The 26,339-nt window shown below is 69.5% G+C and carries 18 protein-coding genes and 1 pseudogene; 3 read left to right on the top strand and 16 right to left on the bottom strand.

The genetic code is table 11. The features are described from left to right. Window positions 1-86 precede the first annotated feature (86 nt). The 8 genes and pseudogenes from ACGFIE_RS24515 to ACGFIE_RS24480 all read right to left on the bottom strand — a co-directional run bounded on the left by ACGFIE_RS24515 (window position 87) and on the right by ACGFIE_RS24480 (window position 10,716). Complete coding sequence (locus ACGFIE_RS24515; RefSeq protein ID WP_393298388.1) at window positions 87-1,751, bottom strand: glycoside hydrolase family 27 protein; 1,665 nt, start codon at window positions 1,749-1,751, stop codon at window positions 87-89. Between the two features lie 293 nt (window positions 1,752-2,044). Further along, window positions 2,045-2,373: pseudogene (locus tag ACGFIE_RS24510) on the bottom strand (glycosyl hydrolase); the annotation flags it as partial. 152 nt (window positions 2,374-2,525) lie between these two features. After that, a complete protein-coding gene (locus ACGFIE_RS24505) occupies window positions 2,526-4,922 on the bottom strand; it encodes an RICIN domain-containing protein (RefSeq protein WP_393298385.1) in 2,397 nt (798 codons plus the stop codon). Between the two features lie 96 nt (window positions 4,923-5,018). Continuing rightward, a complete protein-coding gene (locus ACGFIE_RS24500; protein WP_393298382.1) occupies window positions 5,019-5,870 on the bottom strand; it encodes a sugar phosphate isomerase/epimerase family protein in 852 nt (283 codons plus the stop codon). Window positions 5,871-5,877: 7 nt separating this feature from the next. After that, complete coding sequence (locus ACGFIE_RS24495; RefSeq protein ID WP_393298379.1) at window positions 5,878-7,062, bottom strand: substrate-binding domain-containing protein; 1,185 nt, start codon at window positions 7,060-7,062, stop codon at window positions 5,878-5,880. Window positions 7,063-7,072: 10 nt separating this feature from the next. Further along, window positions 7,073-8,050: an ABC transporter permease gene (locus ACGFIE_RS24490; protein WP_393298376.1), complete on the bottom strand. Its 978-nt coding sequence runs from the start codon at window positions 8,048-8,050 to the stop codon at window positions 7,073-7,075. Window position 8,051: 1 nt separating this feature from the next. Then, entirely contained in the window at window positions 8,052-9,026 is a 975-nt protein-coding gene (locus tag ACGFIE_RS24485) for an ABC transporter permease (protein WP_393298373.1), read from the bottom strand. A gap of 178 nt (window positions 9,027-9,204) precedes the next feature. After that, window positions 9,205-10,716 carry a sugar ABC transporter ATP-binding protein gene (locus ACGFIE_RS24480; protein WP_393298370.1) on the bottom strand — a complete coding sequence of 504 codons (1,512 nt, stop codon included), beginning with the start codon at window positions 10,714-10,716 and terminating at the stop codon, window positions 9,205-9,207. Window positions 10,717-11,239: 523 nt separating this feature from the next. Between ACGFIE_RS24480 and ACGFIE_RS24475 the strand changes: the two genes are divergently transcribed. Continuing rightward, the gene (locus tag ACGFIE_RS24475) at window positions 11,240-14,791 is read left to right on the top strand and encodes a ThuA domain-containing protein (RefSeq protein ID WP_393298367.1); all 3,552 of its coding nucleotides are present in this window, start codon (window positions 11,240-11,242) and stop codon (window positions 14,789-14,791) included. An 86-nt stretch (window positions 14,792-14,877) separates the two neighbouring features. Here the strand turns inward: ACGFIE_RS24475 and ACGFIE_RS24470 are convergent, their stop codons facing one another. The 8 genes from ACGFIE_RS24470 to ACGFIE_RS24435 all read right to left on the bottom strand — a co-directional run bounded on the left by ACGFIE_RS24470 (window position 14,878) and on the right by ACGFIE_RS24435 (window position 23,089). After that, window positions 14,878-15,852, bottom strand: a complete 975-nt coding sequence (locus ACGFIE_RS24470; protein WP_393298364.1) for an aldo/keto reductase — start codon at window positions 15,850-15,852, stop codon at window positions 14,878-14,880. Further along, window positions 15,849-16,727, bottom strand: coding sequence for an amidohydrolase family protein (locus tag ACGFIE_RS24465; protein ID WP_393298361.1), 879 nt, complete (start codon window positions 16,725-16,727; stop codon window positions 15,849-15,851). The genes ACGFIE_RS24470 and ACGFIE_RS24465 overlap by 4 nt, the downstream gene beginning before the upstream one ends. Then, complete coding sequence (locus ACGFIE_RS24460) at window positions 16,724-17,485, bottom strand: SDR family oxidoreductase (protein WP_393298358.1); 762 nt, start codon at window positions 17,483-17,485, stop codon at window positions 16,724-16,726. The genes ACGFIE_RS24465 and ACGFIE_RS24460 overlap by 4 nt, the downstream gene beginning before the upstream one ends. After that, the gene (locus ACGFIE_RS24455) at window positions 17,482-18,510 is read right to left on the bottom strand and encodes a zinc-binding dehydrogenase (RefSeq protein ID WP_393298355.1); all 1,029 of its coding nucleotides are present in this window, start codon (window positions 18,508-18,510) and stop codon (window positions 17,482-17,484) included. The genes ACGFIE_RS24460 and ACGFIE_RS24455 overlap by 4 nt, the downstream gene beginning before the upstream one ends. Before the next feature lie 263 nt (window positions 18,511-18,773). Next, window positions 18,774-20,009 carry a mandelate racemase/muconate lactonizing enzyme family protein gene (locus ACGFIE_RS24450; protein ID WP_393298352.1) on the bottom strand — a complete coding sequence of 412 codons (1,236 nt, stop codon included), beginning with the start codon at window positions 20,007-20,009 and terminating at the stop codon, window positions 18,774-18,776. A 1-nt stretch (window position 20,010) separates the two neighbouring features. Next, window positions 20,011-20,838 (bottom strand): carbohydrate ABC transporter permease, encoded by an 828-nt coding sequence (locus ACGFIE_RS24445; RefSeq protein ID WP_363687186.1) that lies wholly within the window; start codon window positions 20,836-20,838, stop codon window positions 20,011-20,013. After that, the gene (locus ACGFIE_RS24440) at window positions 20,838-21,818 is read right to left on the bottom strand and encodes a carbohydrate ABC transporter permease (RefSeq protein ID WP_393298349.1); all 981 of its coding nucleotides are present in this window, start codon (window positions 21,816-21,818) and stop codon (window positions 20,838-20,840) included. Before ACGFIE_RS24440 ends, ACGFIE_RS24445 begins: the two co-directional genes overlap by 1 nt. A gap of 2 nt (window positions 21,819-21,820) precedes the next feature. Further along, on the bottom strand, window positions 21,821-23,089 hold the full coding sequence (locus ACGFIE_RS24435) for an ABC transporter substrate-binding protein (protein ID WP_393298346.1): 1,269 nt from the start codon (window positions 23,087-23,089) through the stop codon (window positions 21,821-21,823). Window positions 23,090-23,239: 150 nt separating this feature from the next. On the opposite strand from ACGFIE_RS24435, the gene ACGFIE_RS24430 reads away from it, so the two are divergent. Further along, window positions 23,240-24,010 (top strand): FadR/GntR family transcriptional regulator, encoded by a 771-nt coding sequence (locus ACGFIE_RS24430; RefSeq protein ID WP_363687192.1) that lies wholly within the window; start codon window positions 23,240-23,242, stop codon window positions 24,008-24,010. Between the two features lie 420 nt (window positions 24,011-24,430). After that, entirely contained in the window at window positions 24,431-26,248 is a 1,818-nt protein-coding gene (locus tag ACGFIE_RS24425) for a family 43 glycosylhydrolase (protein WP_393298343.1), read from the top strand. Window positions 26,249-26,339 lie beyond the last annotated feature (91 nt).

Here is a 26,339-nt window from a genome sequence, read left to right as displayed (position 1 = left end):
CAGGTCCGGGCCGGGGCGACGTCGCCCCGGCCCGGACCTGTCGGCACTGCCGCGAGGGCCTGTGCCGCACGTGTGAGAACTGACCTCTAGCGCTGGGTCCAGCGCTGGTTGGTGGCCCCCGTGCAGGACCAGAGGAGAACCGTGGTGCCGTTGGCGGTCCCGTTGTTGTTGACATCGAGGCAGAGGCCGGACTGCGCCCCGCTGATCGTGCCGTTCGAGTTGAGGGTCCACCGCTGGTTGGCCCCGCCGTTGCAGTCCCAGATCTGGACCTTGCTGCCCGCGGTGGCGTTGGTGGGCGCGTCCAGGCACTTGCCGAGCGACTGGAGGGTCTGGCCGTTGGCCGTCCAGCGCTGGTTGGCGGCCCCGTTGCAGTCCCAGATCACCGGCTGGGTGCCGTTGGTGGTGTTGCTCGCCGGGATGTCCAGGCAGCGGTTCGAGGCCACGCTGGCGAGCGCGAAGGACGTGCTCGGGGGCGGGGTGGTGGTGGGCGGCGGGGTGGTGGTGCCGCCCCCGCTGACCCGGTAGACCACCGTGCCGTGCCCCGGAACGCTGGCGGAGATGGCGCCGGTGCTGGTGGTGGTGGCGTTGCTCCACGCGTCCACCAGGGTGAAGGAGCTGCCGGACTTGCCGACGGCGGCGGCGGTGGTCGAGATCGTCGTCGTCGAGGCGCCCTGGTTGAACAGGGCGACGGCGACGTCACCGTTGGCCAGCCGCTTGGCGAGCACGCGGCGGGTGCCGTCGAACGAGACCTGGCTGCCCTGCAACCCGAGGGTGTCCTGGTTGATGGCGATCAGGTTGGCGTTCTTGAGGATGGTCTGCGTCGCGGAGTTCATGTTGCGCACGTCGTTGCCGGCGATCAGCGGCGAGGCCATGATCGCCCACATCGCGAAGTGGCTGCGCATCTCGGTGTCGGTCATCCCGCCCCGGCCCACCTCCATCATGTCCGGGTCGGCGAAGGCGCCCGGACGCGCGTACGGCGCCAGGGGGACGGTGACGTTGATGATGTTCTGGATGCCCATCGGGTAGCCGTTGGTCTGCCCGGTGTCCCACGCGTTGGTGATGTCCTCGGTGGTCCGCCACATGTTCGACACGTCACCCCAGTCGCGCTGCGGGCCGGTCTTGGCGTGGATGCTGTTGGGGTTGATGCTGTAGACGATCTGCCGGCCGCTCGCCGCCAGTGCGTCACGCATCTTGGCGAACGTGGTGACCTGCTCGCTGATGCTGCCGCTCGGCGAGCACCAGTCGTACTTGAGGAAGTCGACGCCCCACGCGGCGAACTGCCGGGCGTCCTGCACCTCGTGGCCCCGGCTGCCGGTCGCGCCCGGGTAGCTGTTGAAGTACTGGGCGCAGGTCTTGTCGACGGGCACCTGGTAGAGGCCGAACTTCAGCCCGCGGGCGTGCAGGTAGTCGCCGAGCGCCTTCATCCCGCTGGGGAAGCGGGTCGGGTCGCCCTGGAGGTTGCCGGAGCTGTCGCGGTTCGGGTTGAACCAGCAGTCGTCGACCACGACGTACTGGTAGCCGAGGTCGCGCATGCCGTTGCTGACCATCGCGTCGGCCGTCTGCCGGATCAGCCCCTCGTTGATGTTGCACCCGAACGAGTTCCAACTGTTCCAGCCCATCGGGGGCGTCCGGGCGACCCCGTTCTCCAGTGCCTGTGCCCCCGGGGCGCGCAGGCCCACGAGGGCGGCAGCCACGAGCAGCCCGGCCGCCGCTGCCCGCCCCCAGTGCCGGGCTCGGACGTTTCGCTTCATACGGGAGCATCCCTTCGTGATGCCGTCCACCAGGGACAGCGGCCCGGATGAGGCGGGCGCCATGATGTCTACGAGCCCACTGTTAGCGTTAACAGCCGACGCCGGTCATATTACGGAGCCGTTACGTTGAATTCAACTACTTCCATGTCTTGCCGCACGGCTCCCCGACGACCACAGGGGCGGCACCCGGTCGCGTGACCGGACACCGCCCCTGCCGGCGAGCCGTCAACCGGCCACCGCGCATCGACGCTCAGACATCGACGCGACGGTGTCGCGATCGCCGAGCGGAATCGCTAGAACTGCGAGAAGAACCGCCACACCTCGCCCTTGGTCCAGGTCGTGATGCCGCTCTCGCGTACGTGCCGTCCACCGGCCCCGGCATGTGGCCGTTGTCGAACGCCGCCCACTGCATCGGATATCCGGCCCGGCAGCCGGAGTAGGCGGTGGTGATGTGGGTGCGCCTGCCCGAGGCCGGCTCCCGCGGGCTCTGCGCGGTGCAGCCGTTGTCGCGCACGAACGTGTCCCGCAACGACCGCCCCGAGGAGATGTTGAGCACCGAGTCGGTGATGCCGTGCAGACCGAAGTACGCGATGGGCTGCGTACCGCCGCTGCACCCGCTGAGGTGGGGTACACCCGCGGGGACGGGGGTGACCGGTGCGGGTTAGCGTTAACACAGCCGCTGGTCGATGACCGGCGGCAATGGGTGGGCCCCGCCAGTCGACGGCCCGCCGGGACGCCCCGGCCGGGGTGCGGCCGGCCGGGGCGAACCAGATGTCAGCTGCGCAACTGCCACTGCTGGTTGGTGCCGCCACTGCAGGCCCAGAGGATGAGCTTGGTGCCGTTCGCCGTCGCAGCGCCGTTGGCATCCAGGCAGAGGCCCGACTGCACACCGGTGATCGTGCCGTTGGAGTTGACGTTCCACTGCTGGTTGGTGCCGCCGTTGCAGTCCCAGATCACGACCTTCGTGCCGTTGACCGTGCCCTGGCCGGAAGCATCCAGGCACTTGGTGCCGTAGACCATCAGCTGCCGGCTCGCGGTCTGGGTCCACCGCTGGTTGGCGGCGCCACTGATGCAGTCCCAGAGCTGGGCCTGCGTGCCGTTTGTGGTGCTGGAGTTGCCGATCTCGGCGCAGCGACCCGACTGGACGCCGACGAGCTGCGCGCCCTGCGGGTTGGGGTTGCCGCCGCTCTGCACGCCTGCGGAGTTGATTACCGTCTGCGCGCCGGACGGCCAGTTGCCGTTCGAGACCGTGGTGTTGCTGTTGACCACGTTGCCGCGGTCGCCGTTCGTCACGTTCGTGCTGCCGTTTGTCGACCAGTTGTTGGTGACAGTGAAGTTGCCCATGTTCTCGGCGTAGAAGTAGTTGGCGGTGGCCCAGGTGCCGGTGGACGAGAACACGTTGTTGCGGGCGGTGTAGTAGCGCGAGCCCTCGTCGAAGTAGAGGCCGAACCAGCCGTTGGTCCGCAGGCAGTAGTTCTGGGTGATGGACCCGCCGGGGTTCGCCGACAGCGTGTAGATGCACCCGCCGTCGGTCATCTGCTGCATGACGTCGTGGACGTAGTTGCCGACGACCTGGTTGTTGGCCGCGGTGGTCGCCGTCGAGTAGCGGGGCTGGTAGTTGTACAGGCCCCGGTTCGCGTAGTGCTGGCTACCGCCCGCGTCGTTGGCGCCCCAGCCGTAGCCGACCGACATGCCGGTGTACGGCATGTTGTAGACCTCGTTGTGCGAGACCAGCGAGGTGTTCACGTAGGTGGTCAGGATCGAGACGACGCCGCGGTACTCCAGACCGAGATCATGCACCTTGTTGTTGCTGATCGTGACATTGCGGTTGACCATCCGCTGGTCGCTGGGGTGGTGGGCGTCGGCGCGTACGCCACCGACCACGACGCCGCCGGCCGAGTTACGGGCGATCTCGGAGCGGGTGACGGTGATGTTGTTGACCCCGAGGCCGACACCGCTGGCGTGAGCGTTGGCGTCGTTGCCGATACCGATGGCCGTCTGTCCCAGATTGACGAACTGGGAGTCGCTGAAGGCGATGGTGTTGGCGGCGGAGACCTGCACGGCGGCCGGCATCTGGGCCCAGCTCGGGCGGGTGGCCTCGAACAGCGGGCAGCCCTCCTGGCAGGAGGTCAGAGCGTCGGACGGACGGGCCCAGGTGCCCACGATGTGCGCGCCGGTCTGCTGGTCGGCGAAACCGTTGCTGCCGCTCGGGCCGAGCCAGCTGGTGCCGGTGAAGGTGATGCCGCTGAACGAGATGTGGTGCGCCGGCGCGTCCAAGGTGCCGCCGACGTTGACCAGGGACTGCAGCTGCGGCAGCTCCACGCTCACGGAGCTCATGTTCTGCCCGGAGAGGGGGATGTAGTTGAGCTGGCCGCTGCCCGGGTTGAGGTACCACTCTCCCGGGGAGTCGAGGAACTCGTACGCGTTGGCCAGGTAGAACGGTCCGGCCCGGTGCGGGCGGGACAGGGTGTCGAAGCCGAACGTGTTGTTGTTCCAGGCCGGCTGCTGCATGGTCAGGAAGTTGCCGCTGATGCTCTGCACCGGCGAGTACCTGTCGGTGAACGAGCCGACGCTCTCCACCTCGACCCGGTTCTGGTTGCCGACGTTGTTTAGGTAGCTCAGCGCGCTGTTGCTGAACCGCATGCCCGACGTGGTGAAGGTGAAGTCGGACCGGTTCACGGCCGTGCGCGCCCGGGTGGCGATGGCGCCGTTGACGTAGAGCTGACGGCTGTCGAGCCCGGCCGGGACGCTGGCCCGCCAGATGTTCTTGCCGGAGTCGACCAGGGACCAGCCGGTGACCGCCCGGGCGCCGCTGATCGTCGGGCGGGCCGAGGCGGCGGCCCGCCAGATCACCTGGTAGCCGTTGTTGCCGGAGTCGGCGGCGGTCAGCCGGAACGGCGCCGCGAGCCGGTACACGCCGTCGGCCAGCTCCACGACGATGTCGCCGGACATCGTGCTGTTGAGCGACCGCACTGCGGTCTGCGCGGCGGTCAACGAGCACGGCTGGGCGGACGTACAGGTGGTGCCGGTGCCGGTGGGGGAGGCGTAGAGGGTGGTGGTCGCCGCGAGGGCCGGGGATGCCGAGGCGGTGACGGCGACCAGAGCGGTCACCGCCGCCGCGGCGCCGCCGGCCAAAAGCCTGCGGGCTGCGGGAAGGAAGCGAACGGACACGGGACGGTCTCCTGACACTGTGGGGGTGGTGGGGGACGCCTCAACGAGGCGGGCTTGGTGGAGGGGCGTTAGCGTTAACACCACTGTCGAGCCGGGTCATGCGACGACCTTCCGCAGATGGTGCAGGCCGTCGAGGGCGAGGCGGTCCTGCGTGGGCGCCAGGGGACGCCAGATCGACGCCGCGGTGGCGATGGTCTCGTTGTCGGCCGTGAACGACTCGATGCAGACCGCACCCTGGTAACCAGTGCCCCGCAGGGCGGTGAAGAAACGGGGCCAGTCGAAGTGATCCGTGCCCGGGGCGCCACGGTCGGTGCCGCTGACCTGGACGTGCTTGATGTGCGGGCCGGCCAGCGCGAGGGCGGCGTAGGGATCGGCCTCCTCGATGTTCATGTGATACGTGTCGATCATGATGCCGACGTTCGCGGGTAGACCGTCGATCAGATCGATGGTCTGCTCGATGGTGTTGACCACGCTCGTCTCGTAGCGGTTCAACGCCTCGACACCGATGCTCACGCCGCACTCCCCGGCCCGCTCGGCCACCGGCGTCAGGGCCCGCCGAAAGTCGGCGTAGCACGACGCGCGCGCCGCCGGCGACATCCGCCAGGTGCGACCGACCGCGGCGTACACCGGGCCGCCGACACACGGCGCGCCCACGGCCGCCGCGCTCGCCACACACCCCATGAGGTACGCCACTGTCGACTCGACGACGGCCGGCGGGGCGTCCACCAGATCCCGACCGGGCGGGGTGACCGCGCAGACGCCGGCCGCGACGAGACCGTGCGCGGCCAGCAGGTCCCGGGTGCGTGCCGGGTCCCAGTCGCCGGGCTGTTCGATCGGCAGTTCGACCGCGTCGAAGCCGAACGAGGCGATCCGCGGGATCAGCTCGGCGAGGGCCTCGTCGTCGACCGGCGAGGCCCACACCCAGGGGTTGACGCCGATGGCGTACACCGCGAACCTACTTCCAGCGCTGCGGGTAGCCGGGCAGGTCGGTGCAGCCGCACATCGCGTAGTGCAGCGGCGGCATGCTCGCGTCGAGGTACTGGTCCAGGTTGTCCTGGGTGATCGTCGGCTGCGGCAGCTTCCACGGGTTGGACACCTGGGCACCGTCGAGAATGCTCAGCGCGGCGATGATCGGGGTCCGCCACTGGTACGTCGGGTACGTCGGCGCGATGGCGGTGAGCTTCTTGTCCTTCCAGATCTTCAGGAAGTCGAGCTGGTCCTCGCCGTTCATCGGCGGGACGGGCTTGCCGGCGTCCTGGAACGCCTCGACCGCCGCCACGGCTACCGCTCCGGCGTCCATCCAGATTCCGTCGATCGTGCCGTACCGCTGGATGTAGTCGTTCACGATCTTCTTGGTCTTGGCGGGGTCGCCGTCGGTGAACTCGACCCCGACGACGTCGACCTTCGCCTTGTCCAGGGCGATCTTCGCAGCCGACCAGCGGGTCTCCAGCACGTCGACGCCGGGAAGGATGCGCAGGGCCAGCAGCTTGCCGCCGGGCTTCATCTTCTGGCTGACGAACTCAGCGCCCACGTGGCCGAAGCCGTAACCGCCCACCGGGTTGATGAAGGTCACCGGGCAGGTGGTGTTGACCCCCCGGTCGAAGACGACCACCGGAAGACCCGCCTGGCAGGCGGCCTCGACCGCCGGGGTGAGCGTGGCGGTGGTGTTCGGCGAGACGATGAGGGCATCGCACTTCTTGCCGAGCAGGTCGTTGATGTCGGCGATCTGCTTCTGGTCCTTGCCCTCGGCGTCGACGTGCACGAACTCGCTGATCCGGCTCTTCTGCGCCTCGACCTCGGCCTGCATCGTCTTGAACCCGACCTGCCGCCAGGGGTTGTTCAGCGCCGCGTTGGAGAAGCAGATCTTGTGCTTGCCGGACTTCTTGAACTTCGCGGTGTCCACCATCTTCGGGTTGAGCACCTGCTCCCACGGCTTGTCTGCCGGGCCCGTCGGGGCGGCGTCGAGCAGCGCCAGCTCGTTGTCGTAGTCGGCCTGCACGAAGAACTTGGACTGCTCCCCGGTGCCCGATCCGGCCTGCGCGGAGGCGCTGCCGGAGGGGGACGCCGTCGGCTCGTCGGTGGCGCATCCCGCGAGCACCAGGACACTCACCGCGGCCAGGGCGGTCATGGATCGTCTCATCGAATCACCTTTATCTGGAGGAGGAGGAACGCAGGGACGAGACCGCCACGGCGAGCAGGATGATCACGCCCTGGACGGTGGATCTGAGGGCGCCGGAGACGCCCGTGAAGTTCATCAGCGCGAAGAGCGTCTCGAGGGACAGCGCGCCGAGCATCGCCCCGACGACCGAGCCGCGACCACCGCCGAGGGCGACCCCACCGAGCACGACCGCGGTGATCGCCCCGAACTCCAGGCCGACACCGGCCTGGAACGACACGCCGCTGTACCCGCCCAGGAGGATCGCCGCTACCGCCGCCGCGAGACCGCTGAGCATGAACGCGATCGTCTTGGTGCGCGCGACCCGTACGCCGCTCAGCTCGGCGGTGCGCGGATTGTCGCCGACGGCGACAAGCGTGCGGCCGAAGTCGGAGCGCGTCAGCACGACGGCGATCGCGGCGACGACCACCAGAACGAGCAGCGCGTACGGGATCCGGCCCAGCAGCGGCACGTCCTCGATGGCCCGTCGACCGAAGCGGCGGAACTCCTCGGAGAGCCCGCCCTTCGGAGCGCCGTCGGACCACAGGTACACGGCGCCGACGAGGATCAGGAACATGCCGAGAGTGGTGATGAAGGACGGCACCCGCAGCAGCGTGGTGACCAGGCCGTTGACCAATCCGACGAGCGCACCACCGGCGAGCAGCAGCACGACCACCGGCCAGGTGCGTGACGGGTCGCTGTCGATGAGCCGCGCGGCGACGACTACCTGCGCCGTGACCAGGGAGCCCACGGAGAGGTCGAACTCTCCACAGACGATCACGAAGTACTGACCGGCGGCGAGCAGGATGATCGGTGCGGAGCGCCCGAGGAACGACATCAGCGACGGTGGCGCGAGGAAGTCGGGCTGGACGAACGCGACGAGGATCAGCAGAACCGCCAGGAGCGCCACGATCGGCGCGATCCCGTCGGTGCGGATCCGCAGCGGCAGCGGACGACGTTCGGCGACCCGCATCTCAGGACCCCGCCTTTCGCATGGCCCGTCGGGCGTAGACGGCGACCGCGGCGATGATGATCACGCCGCGGATCACCTGCTTGAAGAACGCGTCCACCTCGAGCTGGTTGAAGACCGCGTCGATGCTGGCGAGCAGCAGCACGCCGCCGACCGTGCCGAGGACTCCCCCGCGTCCGCCGGCGAGAGCGGTGCCGCCGAGGACCACCGCGGCGATCGACTCCAGGTCGTAGAGCCCCTCGGTGCCCACCCGCGGGGCGCCGGAGCCGAGTCGGCTGGCCAGGTAGACACCGGCCAGGCCGGCGCAGAGGGAACACAGCATGTGCGCCGTGATGAGGACCCGGTCGTTACGGACGCCGGAGAGCCTGGCGACCTCCGGATCACCGCCGACGGCGACCAGATGGTGGCCGAAGCGGGTCCGCGACAGGGCGAACCAGGCCGCCGCGGTCACCGCGAGCAGCAGCAGGAAGGACACCGGGACCGGACCGATCCGCTGGTAGCCGAGAATCCGCACGAGCGCCGGGGCGCTCTCGCCGGCCGGGCCGTCGTAGCCGTTGTCGAGGTAGCCCTTGAGCAGCAGACCGACGCCGAGGGTCGCGATGAACGCGTTGATCCGCAGCTTGGTGACGAGGACCCCGTTGAGCAGCCCGACGGCCGCGCTGACCGCGAGCGCCAGCCCGATCGCCGGGAGCACCGCGCCGTCGCTGCCGTTCATCGCCTCGGCCGCCACGAGGGTGCTCAGGCTGATCACGAACGCCACCGACAGGTCGAGCGAACCGCCGAGGATGACCAGGGTCTGCCCGACGGCGACGAGCCCGAGGCCGGCGGCGACGTGCAGCAGGCTCACCGTCGTCGACTGGTTGAAGAGCTGGCCGCCGTCGAGCAGAACGACCAGCCAGCCGATGACGAGAGTGAGGGCCAGGGCCACGAACACACCCGGTACGGCGCGTCGGGCCGGCCGAAGCGACAGGGCGGTCATGCTGAACTCTCTTCCGTTCGCGACTGCGGGGCTCGCAAAACCGGCTCACTCCTCACGCTCACCGAACCCTCTTCCGTTCGCGACTGCGGGGCTCGCAAAACCGGCTCACTCCTCACGCTCACCGAACCCTCTTCCGTTCGCGACTGCGGGGCTCGCAAAACCGGCTCACTCCTCACGCTCACGCGGCGGCCTCCCGGACGGCGCCGACGGCGAGGGCGACGACGTCCTCCTCGGTCGCGCCGGCGGGCAGCTCGCCCGCGATCCGGCCGTCGCGCAGAACGACGATCCGATCGCTCATGCCGAGCAGCTCCGGCAACTCCGACGAGATCATCAGGACGGCCGCGCCATCGCTGGCGAGGCGGCGGACCAGATCGTGGATGGCCGACTTCGCGCCCACGTCGATGCCGCGGGTCGGCTCGTCGAAGAGCAGGATCCGTGGTGTCAGCGCGAGCCACCGGGCCAGGACGACCTTCTGCTGGTTGCCGCCGGAGAGGAAGCGGATCTCCTGGTCGTCGCCGGCGGCGCGGACCTCCACGGCATCGAGCAGTTCACGCACCCGTGCGGTGCGGGCGGCACGACCGGACCGCGCCGCGAACACCGCCCGGCTGGCGAGCAGCGCGTTGTCCAACACCGACTGCCGGGCCACGATGCCCTCACCCTTGCGGTCCTCGGTGACGTACGCGATGCCGGCCCGCATCGCGGCGCGCGGCGAGCGCAGCCGCACCGGTTCGCCGTCGACCTCGACGTCGCCGGTCGTGAACGGGGCCACCCCGAAGAGCGCACGGGCCAGCGCCGACCGGCCGGAACCCTGCAGGCCGCCGACGCCGAGCACCTCGCCGGCGCGCAACTCGAGATCCACCGCCCGCAGCTTCCGGTTGCCCCCGCCCCGGACGGCGAGGCGCACCGGCCCACGGTCGTCGGGGCCCGCCCGCTCGGGGTAGTAGCTGGAGAGCTCGCGACCCACCATGTGCCGCACCAGCTCGTCCGAGTTGGTCTGCGCGGTGTCCACGGTGGTCACCCGGCGCCCGTCCTTGAGGACCGTGATCCTGCTGGACAGGTCGAAGACCTCGGTGAGCCGGTGCGAGACGTAGAGCAGCCCGATGCCACGTTCCTGCAGCCGGCGCACCAGCCCGTAGAGCAGCTCGACCTCCTGGTCCGCGAGCGCGGCGGTCGGCTCGTCCATGATGAGCAGCCGCGCGTCCAGGGCGAGCGCCTTGGCGATCTCGACGACCTGTTGCTGGGCGACGCCGAGCCGCCCCACCCGGGAGTCGGCCGGCAGCGCGGTCTCCCCGATCGAGGCCAGCAGGCGTCGGGTGCGCTCCAGCATCTCGCGGCGGTCGACCAGCCCGCGCCGGACCGGCTCGTGGCCCAGGTAGACGTTCTCCGCGACGGTGCGCTCGGGCAGCAGGTTGAACTCCTGGTGGATGATGCCGACGCCGGCTCGCTGCGCGTCGCGGGGGCCGTGGAACGCGCGGGGTTGACCGGCGAACTCGACGGTGCCCTCGTCCGGGGTGTACGCACCCGAAACGATCTTCATGAGGGTCGACTTCCCGGCGCCGTTCTCACCGACGACGGCGTGCACCTCGCCCGGCGCCACATCGAGGTCGACGTCGCCGAGGACGCGCACGCCCAGAAAGGACTTGCCGATGCCCCGCAGGGCCAGCAGCGGTGCCGGTTGTGGATCTGCCATCCCGATAGCCCTTACAGATAGTAGTCATCGACAAGATCCGTACACCGGCCGGTAGGCCGTCGAACGCGCTGAGCGACGCACTTTCGCAGGTCCCTGCAGAACTTGCGTTTTTATGGTGCAAACATTTCCTTGACATCGAGGAAACATCACACGTATGAAGATAGATGTTTGGATCCGGCTCCGCAATCCTCGATCTGCGGTGACTGCCAGGCCCGGCACTCGATCGGCTCGAGTGGCGGCCTGGTCGAGTGGAGCCGGTCACCCCTACTGGGGAGTAACATCAGGCGTTCCACCGCTACATTGACATCAATCGATGGATAGCTCATCCTGACCTCGCAGACCATGGACGAACACACAGCCCACGTCACGCTGCGTGACGTCCTGCGGGGCTGACTGCCGTTTCGGCGGACGGCATGACGACCGCGACCAGCACACCCGTGGCCCCCGCGCGTCCAGGCACAACCTGGCGCGTGTCGGACCCGTGCTCGCAAACGGAGTTGCCCGCCCAGACCTAGGAGACGGCATGCGTCGCCCCACCATGATCGTAGGAATCATCGTCGGCCTGTTAGTGGCCCTCGGCCTGGCCCCACCGGCGTCCGCCGCCCCGGCCTTCCGTGCCCTGCTGTTCACCAAGACCGTCGGCTACCGGCACGACTCGATCCCGGCCGGAATCTCGATGGTGCAGCAGCAGGCGGCCGCGAACAACTTCGAGGTGGTGGCGACCGAGGACGCGAGCGTCTTCACGCCCGCCAACCTCGCCACCTTCGACGTCATCATCATGCTCCAGACCTCCGGCATGGTCTGGACCTCGGCCGCCCAACGCCAGGCCGTGGAGGGTTACCTCGCCAGCGGCAAGGGCATCGTCGGCATCCACAACGCCCTGGACATGGGCATCGAGGGTGAGTACCCCTGGTGGGACCAGACCCTCAACGGCGGCGCCCACATGCCCGAGCACTCCCCCGGCGTGCTGCCCGGCACCGCCATCGTCGCCGACAAGCAGCACCCGTCGACGACCGGTCTGCCGGACCGCTGGAACCGCAGCGAGGAGTGGTACAACTTCGACTCCAACCCGCGCGGCAACGTGCACGTCCTGGTGACCGCCGACGAGCGCACGTACAACCCGGGCTCGCGGGCGATGGGCCCGGACCACCCGATCTCGTGGTGCCGTAACGCCGGCGGCGGCCGGGTGTGGGCCACCGCGATGGGCCACGCGAGCGAGTCGTACAGCGAGACGAACTTCCGCAACCACGTCCTCGGTGGCATCAAGTGGGCCGCCGGCAACCAGCCCGGCGACTGTGGCGGGACCGTCTGGAGCAACTTCGAGAAGCGCACCCTGGACGACAACACCGCCGACCCGATGGCGCTGGCAGTGCTGCCCGACGGCCGCGTGCTCTACGTCCAGCGCGGCGGGCAGATCAAGATCTTCAAGCCCAGCACGAACAGCACCGTCACCGCCGCCACGCTGAGCGTCTACACCGGCGGCGAGGACGGCCTCACCGGCGTCGCGATAGACCCGGCGTTCGCCAGCAACGGATACGTGTACGTCTACCACTCGCCGGCGAGCAGCACTACCGACGTCAACCGGGTCTCCCGCTACACGCTCACCGGGGACACCCTGAACCTGTCCACCGAGGCCCGGATCATCGACATCCCGGCGTACCGTGACCGGACCTTCGCCGAGCCCGGCCACACCGGCGGCTACATCGAGTTCGGCCCGGACGGCAACCTCTACATCGGCACCGGCGACGACACCCCGCCCAACCTCGACCCCAACTGGCAGGGCTACGCCCCGCTGGACTGGCGGTCGGGCAAGGCCAACCTGGACGCCGCCCGATCCGCCGGTAACACCAACGACCTGCGCGGCAAGCTGCTGCGTATCAAGCCGTCGGCCACCGGTGGTTACACCATCCCGACGGGCAACCTCTACCCCCAGGGGACCGCGCAGACCCGACCCGAGGTCTACGCCATGGGCTTCCGCAACCCGTTCCGCTTCTCGATCGACGCGGCCACCGGCTGGGTCTACCTGGCCGACTACGGTCCCGACCGCAACCCGCCGACCACCAACCGGGGTCCCGAGGGGCTCGTCGAGCTCAACGTGATCAAGGCGGCCGGCAACTACGGCTGGCCGTTCTGCCACGGCAACAACCAGCCGTACGCGCCGTTCAACCCGGACACCGGCGTCGTCGGGGCGAAGTTCAACTGCAACGCCCCCGTCAACAACTCGCCCAACAACACCGGTCTGGTCAACCTCAAGCCGATCGTCTCGCCCAACATCTGGTACGGCTACCCCGCGTCGACGACCTTCCCGGAGCTGGGCTCCGGCGGGTCGGCGCCGATGGGTGGGCCGGTCTACCGCTACAACGCGGCGAACCCGTCGGCGACGAAGTTCCCGGCCTACTACGACGGCGTGCACTTCTTCTACGAGTGGTCGCGCAACTACATCAAGGAGACGCACTTCGACTCGTCGACGGCGGTCACCCGGACCAACTCGTTCCTGCCCGGCGGCAACTTCAACAAGCCGATGGACATGGAGTTCGGCCCGGACGGCTCGCTCTACCTGCTGGAGTGGGGCTCCAACTTCGGCGGCGGCAACAACGACTCCGGGCTCTACCGCATCGACTACATCCAGGGTGGACGCTCACCGATCGCGAAGGCCGTCGGCACGCCCACCAGCGGCAGCTCCCCGCTGACCGTCCAGTTCAGCAGCGCCGGCACGGCGGACCCGGACGCCGGCAACACACTCAGCTACCAGTGGACCTTCGGTGACGGCGGTACGTCCACGGCAGCCAACCCGGCGCACACCTACACCACCAACGGCAACTACACGGCGCAGCTGAAGGTCACCGACAACACCGGCAGGACCGGCTTCGCCAACGTGCAGATCACCGTCGGCAACACCGCCCCGGTCGTCACCATCAACGTGCCGCCCAACGGCGGCATGCTGAACTTCGGCGACAAGGTCTCGTACACGGTAAGTGTCTCCGACCCCGGCGGCGCGGCCATCGACTGCTCGAAGGTGCTCGTCAACCCGGCTCTCGGCCACGACGACCACGCGCACGAGACCACTGAGTACCCGGGCTGCTCGGGCACCATCTCCACCGACCTGCTCGGCGGACACCCCGAAGGCGCGAACCTGTACTACGTGCTCAACGCCCGCTACACCGACGACGGTGGCTCGGGTGGGGCGGCGCCGCTGACCGGCTACGCGACGGCGATCCTGCAGCCCAAGCACAAGCAGGCCGAGTACTTCAGCAGCCAGTCCGGCGTCCGTGTCGTCGACCAGGCCGCCGCGGAGAGCGGCAAGCGCGTCGGTGACATCTCCAACAACGACTGGGTGGCGTTCAACCCGATGAGCCTGTCGGGCATCAGCAACGTCAGCTACCGGCTGTCGTCGCCGAGCGGTGGAGGTTCCATCGAGCTGCGGGCCGACTCGCCGACCGGCACCCTGCTGGCCACCACGACGGTGCCCAGCACCGGTGGCTGGGACAACTACCAGTCCACGTCCCCGGTGTCCGTGGCGGCCCTGTCCGGGACGCACACGCTCTACATGGTGTTCAAGGGCTCCACGACCAACTGGTTCGACCTCGACGCGTTCACCTTCGGCGGCAACGGCGTGGGGGTCCCCAGCACCGGCGGTGGCGGGATCGCCGGCCGGACCTGGACCGTCGCGGCGCAGCACAGCGGCAAGCTGATGGACGTCAGCGGCAACTCCACCGCCGACGGCGCCCAGGTCGTGCAGTGGGCGGCCACCGGCGGCAACAACCAGAAGTGGCAGGCGGTGGACGCTGGCAACGGCGCCGTCTACCTCAAGGCGGTGCACAGCGGCAAGTGCCTCGACGTCGTCGGCGGATCCACCGCACAGGGCGCCTTCCTGCAACACAGCACCTGCACCAACTCCAACCAGCAGAAGTTCACCGTGACGGCGACCGGCACCACCGGGGTCTACACGGTCAAGAGCGCGCTCAGCGGGCTCTGCGTGGATGTCAACGGCGCCTCGACTGCCGACGGGGCCCGACTGTTGCAGTGGGGCTGCCACAGCGCCACCAACCAGCAGTGGCGGTTCACCGCGGTCTAGCGATGAGGCCGTAGCTCCGAAAAGGGCGCCGGCCACCCGATCGAAGACGATGGGGTGGCCGGCGCACCGCGTTCAGCTGTGTGTCGTCATCCGCCGAGCAGCCCGGCGTCGCGCAGCGCCGCCCAGAGCTGGTCCGGCACCTCCACGTCCGACCGGCGCAGGGTCTCGGTCACCTGGGCGGCGTCGCGCAGGCCGACCACCGTCGAGACCACTGTCGGATGCCGACGGACGAACGCCAGCGCCGCCTGCGGCAGCGTGACGCCGTACGCCGCACAGATCGCCGCGATCCGCCGGGCCCGCTCGATCAGCTCCGGTGGCGCCTGCTCATAGTTGTAGACCGCGTCGGCCGGCGGCTGGTCACGCGCCAGCAGGCCCGAGTTGTAGACCCCGGCGATCACCACGCCGACCCCACGGGCCTGCGCGGCGGGCAACAGGTCATCGAGCGCGCCCTGTTCGAGAAGGGTGTACCGGCCGGCGCACATGACCACGTCGACGTCGGTCTCCTCGACGAACCGAGCCAGCATCGCCGACTGGTTCATGCCGGCCCCGATCGCGCCGATGACGCCCTGGTCGCGGAGCTCCACCAGCGCGGGTACCGCCTCGGTCGCCGCCTGCTCCCAGTGCTCGTCCGGGTCGTGCAGGTACACCACGTCCACCCGGTCCAGGCCGGTACGTTCCAGGCTGGCGTCCAACGACCGGCGTACACCGTCGCGGCTGAAGTCCCAGACCCGCCGGTGGTCGGCCGGCACGTCGAAGCCCTCCGAGTCACGCTCCCCCGCGGTCTCCGGCGAGGGTACGAGCAGCCGCCCGACCTTCGTCGACACCACGTACTCCTCGCGGGGCCGGGACCGCAGCGCGGCGCCCAACCGCCGTTCGGACAGGCCGAGGCCGTAGTGCGGCGCGGTGTCGAAGTACCGGATGCCGGCGTCCCAGGCGGTGTCGACGGCGCCGGCGAACTCCTCACCCGACGTCGCCCGGTACAGGCTGCCGCCCTGCGCGGCGCCGAAGCCCAGCGCGGTGAGGCGGACCTCCGGCCGGCGGGGCAGCGCCCAGCCCATCATGACGCCTCCAGCCGGTACGCCCGGTGGGCGGTTTTCCGCCAGATCGCCGCCTGCTCCGCGTCGCCGAGTGACTCCACCAGGTCGGCGAGCACCCTGACCCACCGGGTGTAGGAGCTGGCGAGCAGGCACACCGGCCAGTCCGAGCCGAACATGAGCCGGTCCGGGCCGAACACGGCGAGCGCGTGGTCGACGGCGGGCCGCAGGTCGTCGGCCGTCCAGGACGACCCGTCCACCTCGGTCACCAGACCGGAGAGCTTCGCGGTGACGTTCGGCTCGGCGGCGAGCGCCCGCAGGTGGGCCGGCCAGTCGCCGAGGCCACCCGTGCCGAGCGCCGGTTTGCCGAGGTGGTCCAGGACGAACGACACCTCGGGCAGGTCGCGGACGAGCCGGGTGGCCGCCGGCAGTTGGTGGTCGCGGACCAGCAGGTCGTAGGCGAGGCCGGCCGCGCCGACCGCCGCGATGCCCCGCCGGACGTCGCGACGGTCGAGGTACGCCGGGTCGGGTTCGGACTGGACGAGGTGCCGGATGCTGACCAACCGCTCCCCGCCACGTGCCGCGCGGAGCCGGTCGATGCGCTCGTCGATGTCGTCGGCGGTGAGGTTCACCCAGCCGACGACCCCGCTGATGAGCGGATCGTCGGCCGCGATGCCCAGCAGGTGCTCCGTCTCCGCCACGGAGGCGATGGACTGCACGACGACGGTCTCGGTGACGCCGGCGGCACGTGCCGCCGGGGCGAGATCCGCCGGGGTGAAGTCGTTGTCGATCGCCGCCATCGTGTCCGGGTCGATCCAGGGTTGCGGGTGCCGCGCACGGACCCAGAGGTGGTGGTGCGCGTCGACGATGCCGGGGCGTCCGGCCGGCGAGGTCTGCGTCATCGGCCCAACCAGCCGCCGTCGACGGGTAGGACGGTGCCGTGCACGTAGTCCGAGGCCGCGGCGGCCAGGAACACGGTGGCGCCGGCCAGGTCGTCGGCGCGTCCCCATCGACCGGCCGGGATCCGGCCCAGGATCGCGTCGTTGCGCGTCGGGTCGTCACGCAGCGCCTGCGTGTTGTCGGTGGCGATGTAGCCGGGCGCGATCGCGTTGACGTTCACCCCTGCGCCCGCCCACTCGTTGGAGAGGGCCTTGGTCAGCCCGGCGAGGCCGGACTTCGCCGCGGTGTAGCTCGCGACGTTGATGCCGCCCTGGAAGCTCAGCAGCGAGGCGGTGAAAATGATCTTGCCGCGACCGCGGTCGACCATCTTCCGGCCGATCTCCCGGCTCAACACGAACTGGCTGGACAGGTTCACCTGCAACACCCGGTCCCACATCTCGTCCGGGTGCTCGACGGCCGGCGCCCGGGCGATCGTGCCACCGTTGTTCACGAGGATGTCCACCGGCGCCACCGCCTCGGCCTCCTCGGCCAGCCGATACACCGCGGCCCGGTCGCCCAGGTCCGTCCGGAAACCGGTGAACCGGCGACCGGCCGCCTCGACTCGCCGCTGCACCTCACTGCCCTCGGCCTCCAACTGCGCCGACACCCCGATGATGTCCGCGCCGGCCAGCGCCAGGGCCTCGGCCATCCCCAGGCCGATCCCCCGCCGGGCGCCGGTCACCAGCGCGGTACGTCCCGTCAGGTCGAACAGGGCGCTCATCGGCCCTCCTCCCGCCAGTCGAGCAGCACCTTCATGACGCCGCCGCCACCTTCCAGAGCCGTGAACGCGTCGGTGACGCCCTCCACGGGAAGCACTCGGGAGATCAGCTCCTGGGTCGGAATGACGCCCGCCGCGACCAGCCGGATCGCCTCCGCCACGTCCTCGCGCTGGTACAGCCGCGCGCCCAGCAACTCCAACTCCCGCCAGAAGAACCGGTGCAGGTTCACCGGACGCGGCTGCGGGTGGATCGCCACCATGACCAGCCGGCCCCGGGTGGTCAGCACGTCCACGGCCGTGCCGACTCCGGCGGCGGAACCGGACACCTCGAACGCGACGTCCGCGCCCGCGCCCCCGGTCCGCTCATTGACGAGCGCCACCACGTCGGTGGGCCCCGGGTCCACGGCCTCGATCCCGATCCCCGACGCGACTCCGCGTCGGAAACCGTCCGGTTCGACGAGCAGGACCTCCGCCCCCCGTGCTCGGGCCACGGCGGCGATGAGGACGCCCACCGGGCCGCCGCCGACGACGACCACGTGCTCTCCGGAGGCCACCTTCGCTCGGCCGACGTCGTGCACCGCGACCGCTACCGGCTCGACCAGCGCCGCGTGGTCCAACGGCAGGTCGTCGGGGAGCGGTAGCACCAGCTCGGCCGGCACGGTCCACGACGACTGCATCGCGCCGGGCGAGTCGATGCCGAGGAAGTTCATGGCGTGGCAGATGTGCGAGTTCCCACGGCGGCACGCCGCGCACCGCCCGCAGGCGCGGGTCGGCATCACGGTGACGGGCTGCCCGACGGTCAGGCCGCTGACGCCGTCGCCCAGCGCGGCGACCCGGCCGGACATCTCGTGCCCGATCACCGCCGACGCGCCCACCCGGGCGTCCATGTCGCCGTGGAAGATGTGCAGGTCCGTACCGCAGATCCCGGTGTAGGCCACCGCGATCCGCACCTGGCCGGGGCCCGGCGGTTCTGGGGTACGGTCCTCGATCCCGAGATCACGCGCACCCCGGTAGACAACTGCCTTCACTGCTGCTCCGCTCAACGTCGTTGGATACCTGTGCAGGAACGCGGCGGTGGGTACGCCGCCGTGACGACGCACCCACCACCGAAGATCGCTAGCTCATCTGAATGTCGCTGAAGTGGTGCCGCCACCCGGCCGGTGTGGCGAGCGGACCGGCGGGGGCGCCGGCCACGAGCACGGCCGCGACCGCCACCGGGAGAGTCCGTCTGGAGGGTTCGAGCGAGAATGACACTCGGTTTCCTTTCGGAAGAGGTGCGGTGGTGCGAGGTTCAGTGCCGCAGGGGCGCCACGTCGTTCTGCGCGCCGACGGCATCGGCGAGCAGGGCCTCGACCCGTACCGGTGCGACGGTGGGCGTCTGGTCGGCCACCGCCAGCAGGCGTTTGCCCGCCCGCTCCGGTCGGACGTTCGGGCTCTGGGCGGCCGGGCTGCCAGCTCGGTGTCCGGCGGCCGCGATCGCCACCTCGTCGATCCGGATGCCCAGACCGGGTGTGTCGCCGAGGATGAACGCGCCGTCCTCGATGTGCAGGTCGAGGCCGATGCCGGCCGGCGGACGCAGATCCTGTAGCTCGCTGACCAGGTGGTTCGGCACCGAGGTGGCGGCGTGCAGCAGCCCGACCGGGATGTTTCCGATGGGGCTGACCGGCAGGTCGTGGGCATGTGCCAGGGCCGCCACCCGCAGGAAGTGGGTGACGCCCCAGACGGCTGCCATCTGGACGATGTCGACGGCGCCCGCCCCGATCAGCGGGCGGTACTGCTCCAGACCGGTGAGGTTCTCGCCGGTGGCGACCGACGCTCGAACGCCCCGGCCGACGGCGGCCAGACCCTCGGCGTCCCAGCGGCGGACCGGCTCCTCGATCCAGATCAGATCGAGGGTACGTTCCAGCTCGGCCACGTGCCGGACGGCCTGCTTGCGTGACCACGCCTCGTTGACGTCGAGCATCAGACCGGGACGCCGGCCGTGACCCGCCTCGGTGAGCACCTCCCGCACCAGACCGAGCCGGTGCCGGTCCCGCTCGATGTCGAGGCCGCCCTTGAGCTTCGCGGCACGCAGGCCGTACCCGGCGTAGATCTCGTACTCCGCGACGAGCTCGTCGTCGGTCAGACCGATGTCGAGGCCGGACGCGTAGGCGGGGACACGCCGGTCCCGCCCGCCGAGCAGCCGCCAGAGCGGCTCGCCGGCCAGCTGCGCCTTGATGTCCCACAGGGCCGTGTCCAGTGCGCCGATCGTCCCGAACACCGGACCGCCGTGACCGGCCTTGAAGGTGTGCCGGAGCATCCGGTCGTACAGGGTGGTCACCGCGCGGGGATCTTCTCCCTCGATGGCCGGGAAGATCTTCTCGATCTCCACGTGCGGGCCCAGGCCGACGCCGCTGATCCCGCCATCGGTCTCGACGATGGTGATCGGCACCGTCGTGACGCCGTCGGGGAACACGCCGTTGGCGTCGCCGACGGGCCGGCCCCACTCCTGGACCGTGGTGAGGGTTCGATACCCGGTGATACGCATGTCAGCCTTTCGTGGAACCAGCGGCGACGCCGTCGGCGATCTGGCGCTGAAGGAACAGGTAGACCGCCAGGACGGGGATCGCGGCGATGAGCACCCCGGAGGCGAACGTGGGAATGTCCTCGGAGTACTGCCCCCGTAGCGAGGTCACCCCGACCATCAGGGTGCGGTGGTCGGCCGACGGCATCAGCAGCAGCGAGATCAGCACGTCGTTCCAGCAGAACAGCGTGTTGAGGATGCCGACCGAGAGCAGCGCCGGAGCACCCAGCGGCAGCATGATCCGCCGGTAGACGCCGTACACGGTGTTGCCGTCGATCCGGGCCGCGTCGACGATCTCGGCCGGGATGGTCTTGTAGTAGCTGGTCATCAAAAAGACCGTGAAGGGCAGGAACTGCGCGACGTACGCGAGGATCAGACCCGGGTACGTGTCGACGAGGCCGCTGTCCGCCATGACCCGGGCCAGCGGCACCATGATGACCTGGAAGGGGATGAAGAGCGCCGCGAGGCAGCCTATGAACAGCGCGTTCGAGCCCCGGAAGCGCAGTTGGCTCAGCGCGAAGCCGGCCATCGACCCGAACAGCAGCAGCAGGAACACCGAGCACGCCACCACGACGATCGAGTTGGTCGCGTAGCGGCCCATGCCGACGCTTGTCCACGCGGTGGTGATGTTCTCGAAGCGCAGCGAGTCCGCCAGTGAGAACCGGTCGAGAATGTACTCGCGGCGGGTCTTCATGGCGACGTTCGCGGTGAACAGCAGCGGGTAGATCGTCGCGAGCGCGAGGAGCCCCATCGGGATCACGAGCAGCCATCTGCCCAGTCGGACGCGGGACATCAGTCTTCCCTCCCCGCTCGGCGGAGCAGCTTGAGTTGCAACAGCCCGACGACGAGCATGATGACGAAGAGGACGGTGGACGCGGCCGACGCGAGCGCAGGCCGGTTCATCTGCCCCTGCTGGATCCAGATGTAGTACTCCGGCAGGTACGTCGAGCCCTCCGGGCCGCCACTGGTCATGACGTAGAGCAGGCCGAACATGGACGTCAGCATCCCGATCATCGTGGTCACGAAGACGAACTGGATGGTGCGGGTGAGGCTGGGGATGATCACGTGCCAGATGACCTGGGACAGGGACGCGCCATCCACCCGGGCGGCGTCCAGCAGCGCGGAGTCCAGGGTCGCGAAGCCCGCGAGGAACACGACCAGGGCCATGCCGAAGGTCGCCCACACGTGCACGCCGACGACAGCGAACATGGCGACGTCCGGGTCACCGAGCCAGTCCACGGGGCCGATGCCGACCGCGCCCAGAATGCTGTTGACCGGGCCGTCGAACGAGAGCAGCAGGTTGAAGATCGCGCCGACGATGACCGGGGACAGCACGGCCGGGAAGAAGTAGACGCTGCGGTAGAACCGGTGGCCGGGGACGCGCAGGTAGATGAAGGTGGCGAGCAGACCCGGGATGGCCACCGCCACCGGCAGGAGCAGCACCAGCAGCCCCACGTTGCGCAGGGCGCCCTGGAACAGCGGGTCCTGCAACAGGTCGACGTAGTTGTCGAAGCCGACCACTGCCCCGTCGCGGTCGCCGTCACCGGTGAAGGAGAAGTTGACGCCGAGCAGCAGCGGGTACAACCGCAGCAGCACGAGGATCAGGACGGCCGGGGCGACCAGCACGAAGGGCGCGAGCATCTCGGCGCGACGGCCGCCGGCGAGGCGCCGGGGAACGGCACGGCGGCCCGACGGCTCGGGTACGGGCGGGACCCCGCCGGCCCGCCCGGCCGAAGCCGAGCGGACCGACGGGAGCGAGTTACCGATCGACACGATCAGCCCGCCGTGTCCGCGGCGGCCATCTGCTTCACGACCTCGTCGACGCTTATCGAACCGCTGAGCAGCTGCTGGGAGAGCCTGCCCATCAGGTCGAGCGCCTTCGAGGAGAGCGCCACGTGCGGCGCCGGCTTGCCGGCCTTGAGCGCGCCGACGATCGTGGTGACGGCCGGCCCGGACTGCGACACGTCGATGGTCGTGTCGGCGGTGATCGCGCCGGCGTTGGCGTAGAACGCCTTCAGGGCGTCGGTGGAGGTCAGCGAGCGCACCAGGTCGGCGGCCACCTTCGGGTCCTTGGTCCACTTGGCGACCGCGTAGCCGATACCACCGTCGTACGGCAGGCTCGGGGTGGCGCCACTGGTCACCGCCGGGGCCATCATGACGCCGAGCTTCTCGGGCGTGATGAACTCGTTGAAGTCCTTCCAGTGCCCGATGTCGGACATCAGACCGATGATGTGGGCGGCCTTACCGGACTGGAAGACGGCGAAGGCATCGTTGAACATCGCGGTGGAGTTGGCCCCGTCGTTGTTCAGCTTGGCGGTGCCGGTCTCCTTCCACAGCTCGAAGATCTTCTTCACGTTCGGCGACTTCCAGTCGCGCTTGCCGGCGATCCAGTTGTCGTACTCCTGCGGGGTGAGGACGCCCGACGCCATGGCCGACAGGAAGAACTGGATGCCGATGCCCTCCTTGTTGCCCTGGGCGAAGCACTTGGCGCCTGTCTTCTGGGTGATGGTGGCGCAGTTGGCGACGAACTCCTGCCACGTCGTGGCCGGCTTCGCCGGGTCGAGGCCGGCCCGCTCGTAGAGCGCCTTGTTGTAGTAGATCGGGTGGCCCTGCAGGGTCACCGGAGCGGCGTAGGTCTTGCCACCCTTGGCGAACGCCTCCCAGCCGGCCAGCCGCTGCCGGTCCTCGCCCACGTACTCGTCGAGCGGCTGGAGCGAGTCCACCCGGTCGCGGATCTGGCCGCCACCGTTGAACAGGATGACGTCGGGACCCTTGCCCGACTGGATGGCCGCACCCAGCAACGTGTAGTACTGATCGAACGGCTGGGCCACAAATTCGACCTCGACGTCCTTATGCTTCTTGGCGAAGTCCGCCTTGGCCTTCTCCACGTACTGCGCGGAGCTGGCCTCGCCGGACTTCCAGTCCCACACGACCAGCTTCTTGGCCGAGCCTCCGGACGACGAACCCGAACCTGTCGCGCTTCCACAGCCAGCCAGGGCCAGCCCTGCAACGAGGACCGCGGCCCACACTGCTCGTTGCTTCATCGTTGCTCACCTTCATATGGGGAGTGGCCGAGAACCGGCCGTCGATGCAAGATTGACGAGAACGTAACTCGTATGACGTCTGACGTCAACGGTTGCCCTTACACTGGGGCGGACTCGTGGGCCCGCTCCCGCGGCTACGCGGAGGTGAACGTGACGACATCGAACCAGTCGACCGTCAACGGCACGACGGCACCGGCCTGGGCCCGTCGCCCGACCAACCTGGCTCAGGCGATCACGGCCGAGCTGGTGACCCGGATCGTGCAGGGAGTGCACCCCTCGGGCACACCGCTACCCCCCGAGCCGGTGCTCTGCGAAACCTTCTCGGTGAGCCGGACGGTCATCCGCGAGGCGGTGAAGATCCTGCAGGAGAAGGGGCTCGTCCAGGTCCGCCAGGGCAGCGGCACGATGGTCACCTCGCCCTCGGCGTGGGACATGCTCGACGAGCTCGTCCTCGCGGCAACCATCGCCGTGGACGACACCCTCGCGATCCTCGACGATCTGGTGGTCACCCGGCGGGTGCTGGAGTCCGACATGGCGAACGTGGCCGCCCGACTCGCCGACCAGGAGACCATCGACCGGCTGCGTGCTCTGGTGAACCGGATGGACGAGCTGGTGGACGACCACGTCACCTACCACGAGCACGATCGCGCCTTCCACGACACGGTGATGCAGGCGTCCGGGAACCGCATCGCCCGGGGCGTCGTCCGGTCCCTGGAGAGCCAGGTCGTCAACACGGCGCGGTACATGGGCAAGACCGAGCGGGCCCTGTGCGTGGCATCGAACCAGGGGCACCGGCGCATCTTCGAGCGCATCGCCGCCCACGACCCCGACGGCGCGGCACAGGCGATGTTCACGCACATCACCGAGGCGTGGCTCGTCCGGCGCAGCGGGCCGGGCAGCCCGACCCGACTGCAGCGCTGACGACCCGGCACCGAGGCGTTCATGACCTGGCCACGTGCCGCGTGCGACCCGGAGCCGACCGGCCCGCCACGACGACGTGGAAATCCAGATCCGTCCATCGCTTGAGAATGTTAGCGATAACAGACTACCCTCAGGCCGCAGAGGCGAAGGGCACGCTTCACCGCTCCACTCGATCCGTAGAGGTCGATGGAGTCGCGCATGACCAACGCCCGCTGGTGGGTGTCCGGGCCTCCCTCAGGGACGTTGATCACCGCCGCTGACGACGGCGGGCCGCCGCGCGTGGGAGCCACGGTGGACGACCGGTCCCGCCTGCCGTTCTCGCCGCACGGCCACCATCGAGGCCCCGAAGCGACACGCGGCGCCCCGCCGGCGAGACCGACGGACCGTGCCCTCCCGTCGTGACCCACCCTGGAGGTACCGATGCACCCCGCACCGCCACCGCTCACGAGGAACCGGCTCCGACGCGGCGCCGCGTGGCTCGTGAGCCTGCTGCTCATCGCGACGCTCACTCCGGCCACGGCCGCCCACGCGGACAACCCCATCGTCCAGCACATCTACACCGCCGACCCGGCTCCCCTGGTGCACGACGGGCGGGTCTACCTCTACACAGGCCACGACGAGGACGGCTCCACGTACTTCACCATGAAGGACTGGCGGGTGTGGTCGTCGGCCGACATGGTCAACTGGACCGACCACGGCTCACCCCTGAGCCTCAACACCTTCAGCTGGGCGAGCGCCAACGCGTGGGCCGGCCAGGTCATCGCCCGCAACGGCAAGTTCTACTGGTACGTGCCGGTGACCGCCCGGGCGACCAACTCGATGGCCATCGGCGTCGCGGTCGCCGACAGCCCCACCGGGCCGTTCCGGGACGCCATCGGCCGTCCGCTGGTGGGCAACGGCGAGATCGACCCCACCGTCTTCATCGACGACGACGGCCAGGCATACCTGTACTGGGGCAACCCGAACCTGTGGTACGTCCGGCTGAACGCGGACATGATCTCCTACAGCGGCAGCGCCACAAAGATCCCACTCACCACCGCCGGGTTCGGCACCCGGACGGGGAACGCGAGCCGGCCGACCCTCTACGAGGAAGGTCCGTGGGTCTACAAGCGCAACGGCATCTACTACAACGTGTTCGCGGCGGAGTGCTGCTCCGAGTTCATCGGTTACTCGACGGCGACCGGCCCGACCGGACCCTGGACCTACCGAGGGACGATCATGCCCCGCCAGGGGGCCAGCTTCACCAACCACCCCGGGGTCATCGACTTCAACGGCGGCTCGTACTTCTTCTACCACAACGGAGCGTTGCCCGGCGGCAGCGGGTACACCCGCTCGGTGGCAGTGGAGAAGTTCACCTACAACACCAACGGCACCATCCCGACGATCACCATGACCACGACGGGCGCGCCCCAGATCGGCACCCTGAACCCGTACGGGCGGCAGGAGGCCGAGACCATCGCCTGGGGCTCCGGCATCGAGACCGAGCCGGCCAGCGAGGGCGGGATGAACGTCGGGTGGATCGAGAACGGGGACTACATCAAGGTCAAGGGCGTGGGATTCGGTACGGGCGCGACGTCCTTCTCGGCCCGGGTCGCCTCGGCCACGTCCGGTGGCACGATCGAACTGCGCCTCGGTAGCCCCACCGGCACCCGGGTGGGCAGCTGCGCGGTGCCGGGCACCGGCGGGTGGCAGACCTGGCAGACCGTCTCCTGCCCGGTCAGCGGCGCGACCGGTACCCAGGATCTCTACCTGCGCTTCACCGGCGGCAGCGGCAACCTGTTCAACCTCAACTGGTGGCAGTTCCAGGCCGGCGGCACCACGACGCCCACCCCGACCCCCACCGCGACGTCGTCGCCCACCCCGACCCCGACGCCCACTCCGACGACGACCCCGACGTCCACTCCCACCCCGACGCCGACGGTCCCGGCCGGGCAGTCCTGCGCGGTGACCAACACCGTGGTCAACACCTGGCAGGGCGGATTCGAGGGGCGGCTGACGGTCACCAACTCCGGGGCCTCCTCGCTGAGCGGATGGCGGGTCACCTTCACCCTCCCCAGCGGCCAGACGGTGTCGCAGGTCTGGAACGGCGCCCTCACCCAGACGGGCAGCCAGGTGACAGTCGCGAACGCCGCCTACAACGGGCAGCTCGCGCCGGGCACGTCGACCACCGCGGGCTACCTGAGCACGAGCGCCACCAGCACGCCTCCGACCATCACCCCGACCTGCTCCCCCGCCTGACAGTCACCCACCCCCAAGAACACCCCCGCCCCACCCCCACCTCGCCCGCCGCCGACGTTGATCATGCAGTTGGTGCCCCTGACACGCCGAT

The organism is Micromonospora sp. NPDC049275, assembly GCF_043197115.1.
GTDB lineage: Bacteria > Actinomycetota > Actinomycetes > Mycobacteriales > Micromonosporaceae > Micromonospora.
The sequence above is the reverse complement of the archived record's forward strand: the minus strand, read 5'-3'. Positions and strand labels throughout refer to the sequence as shown.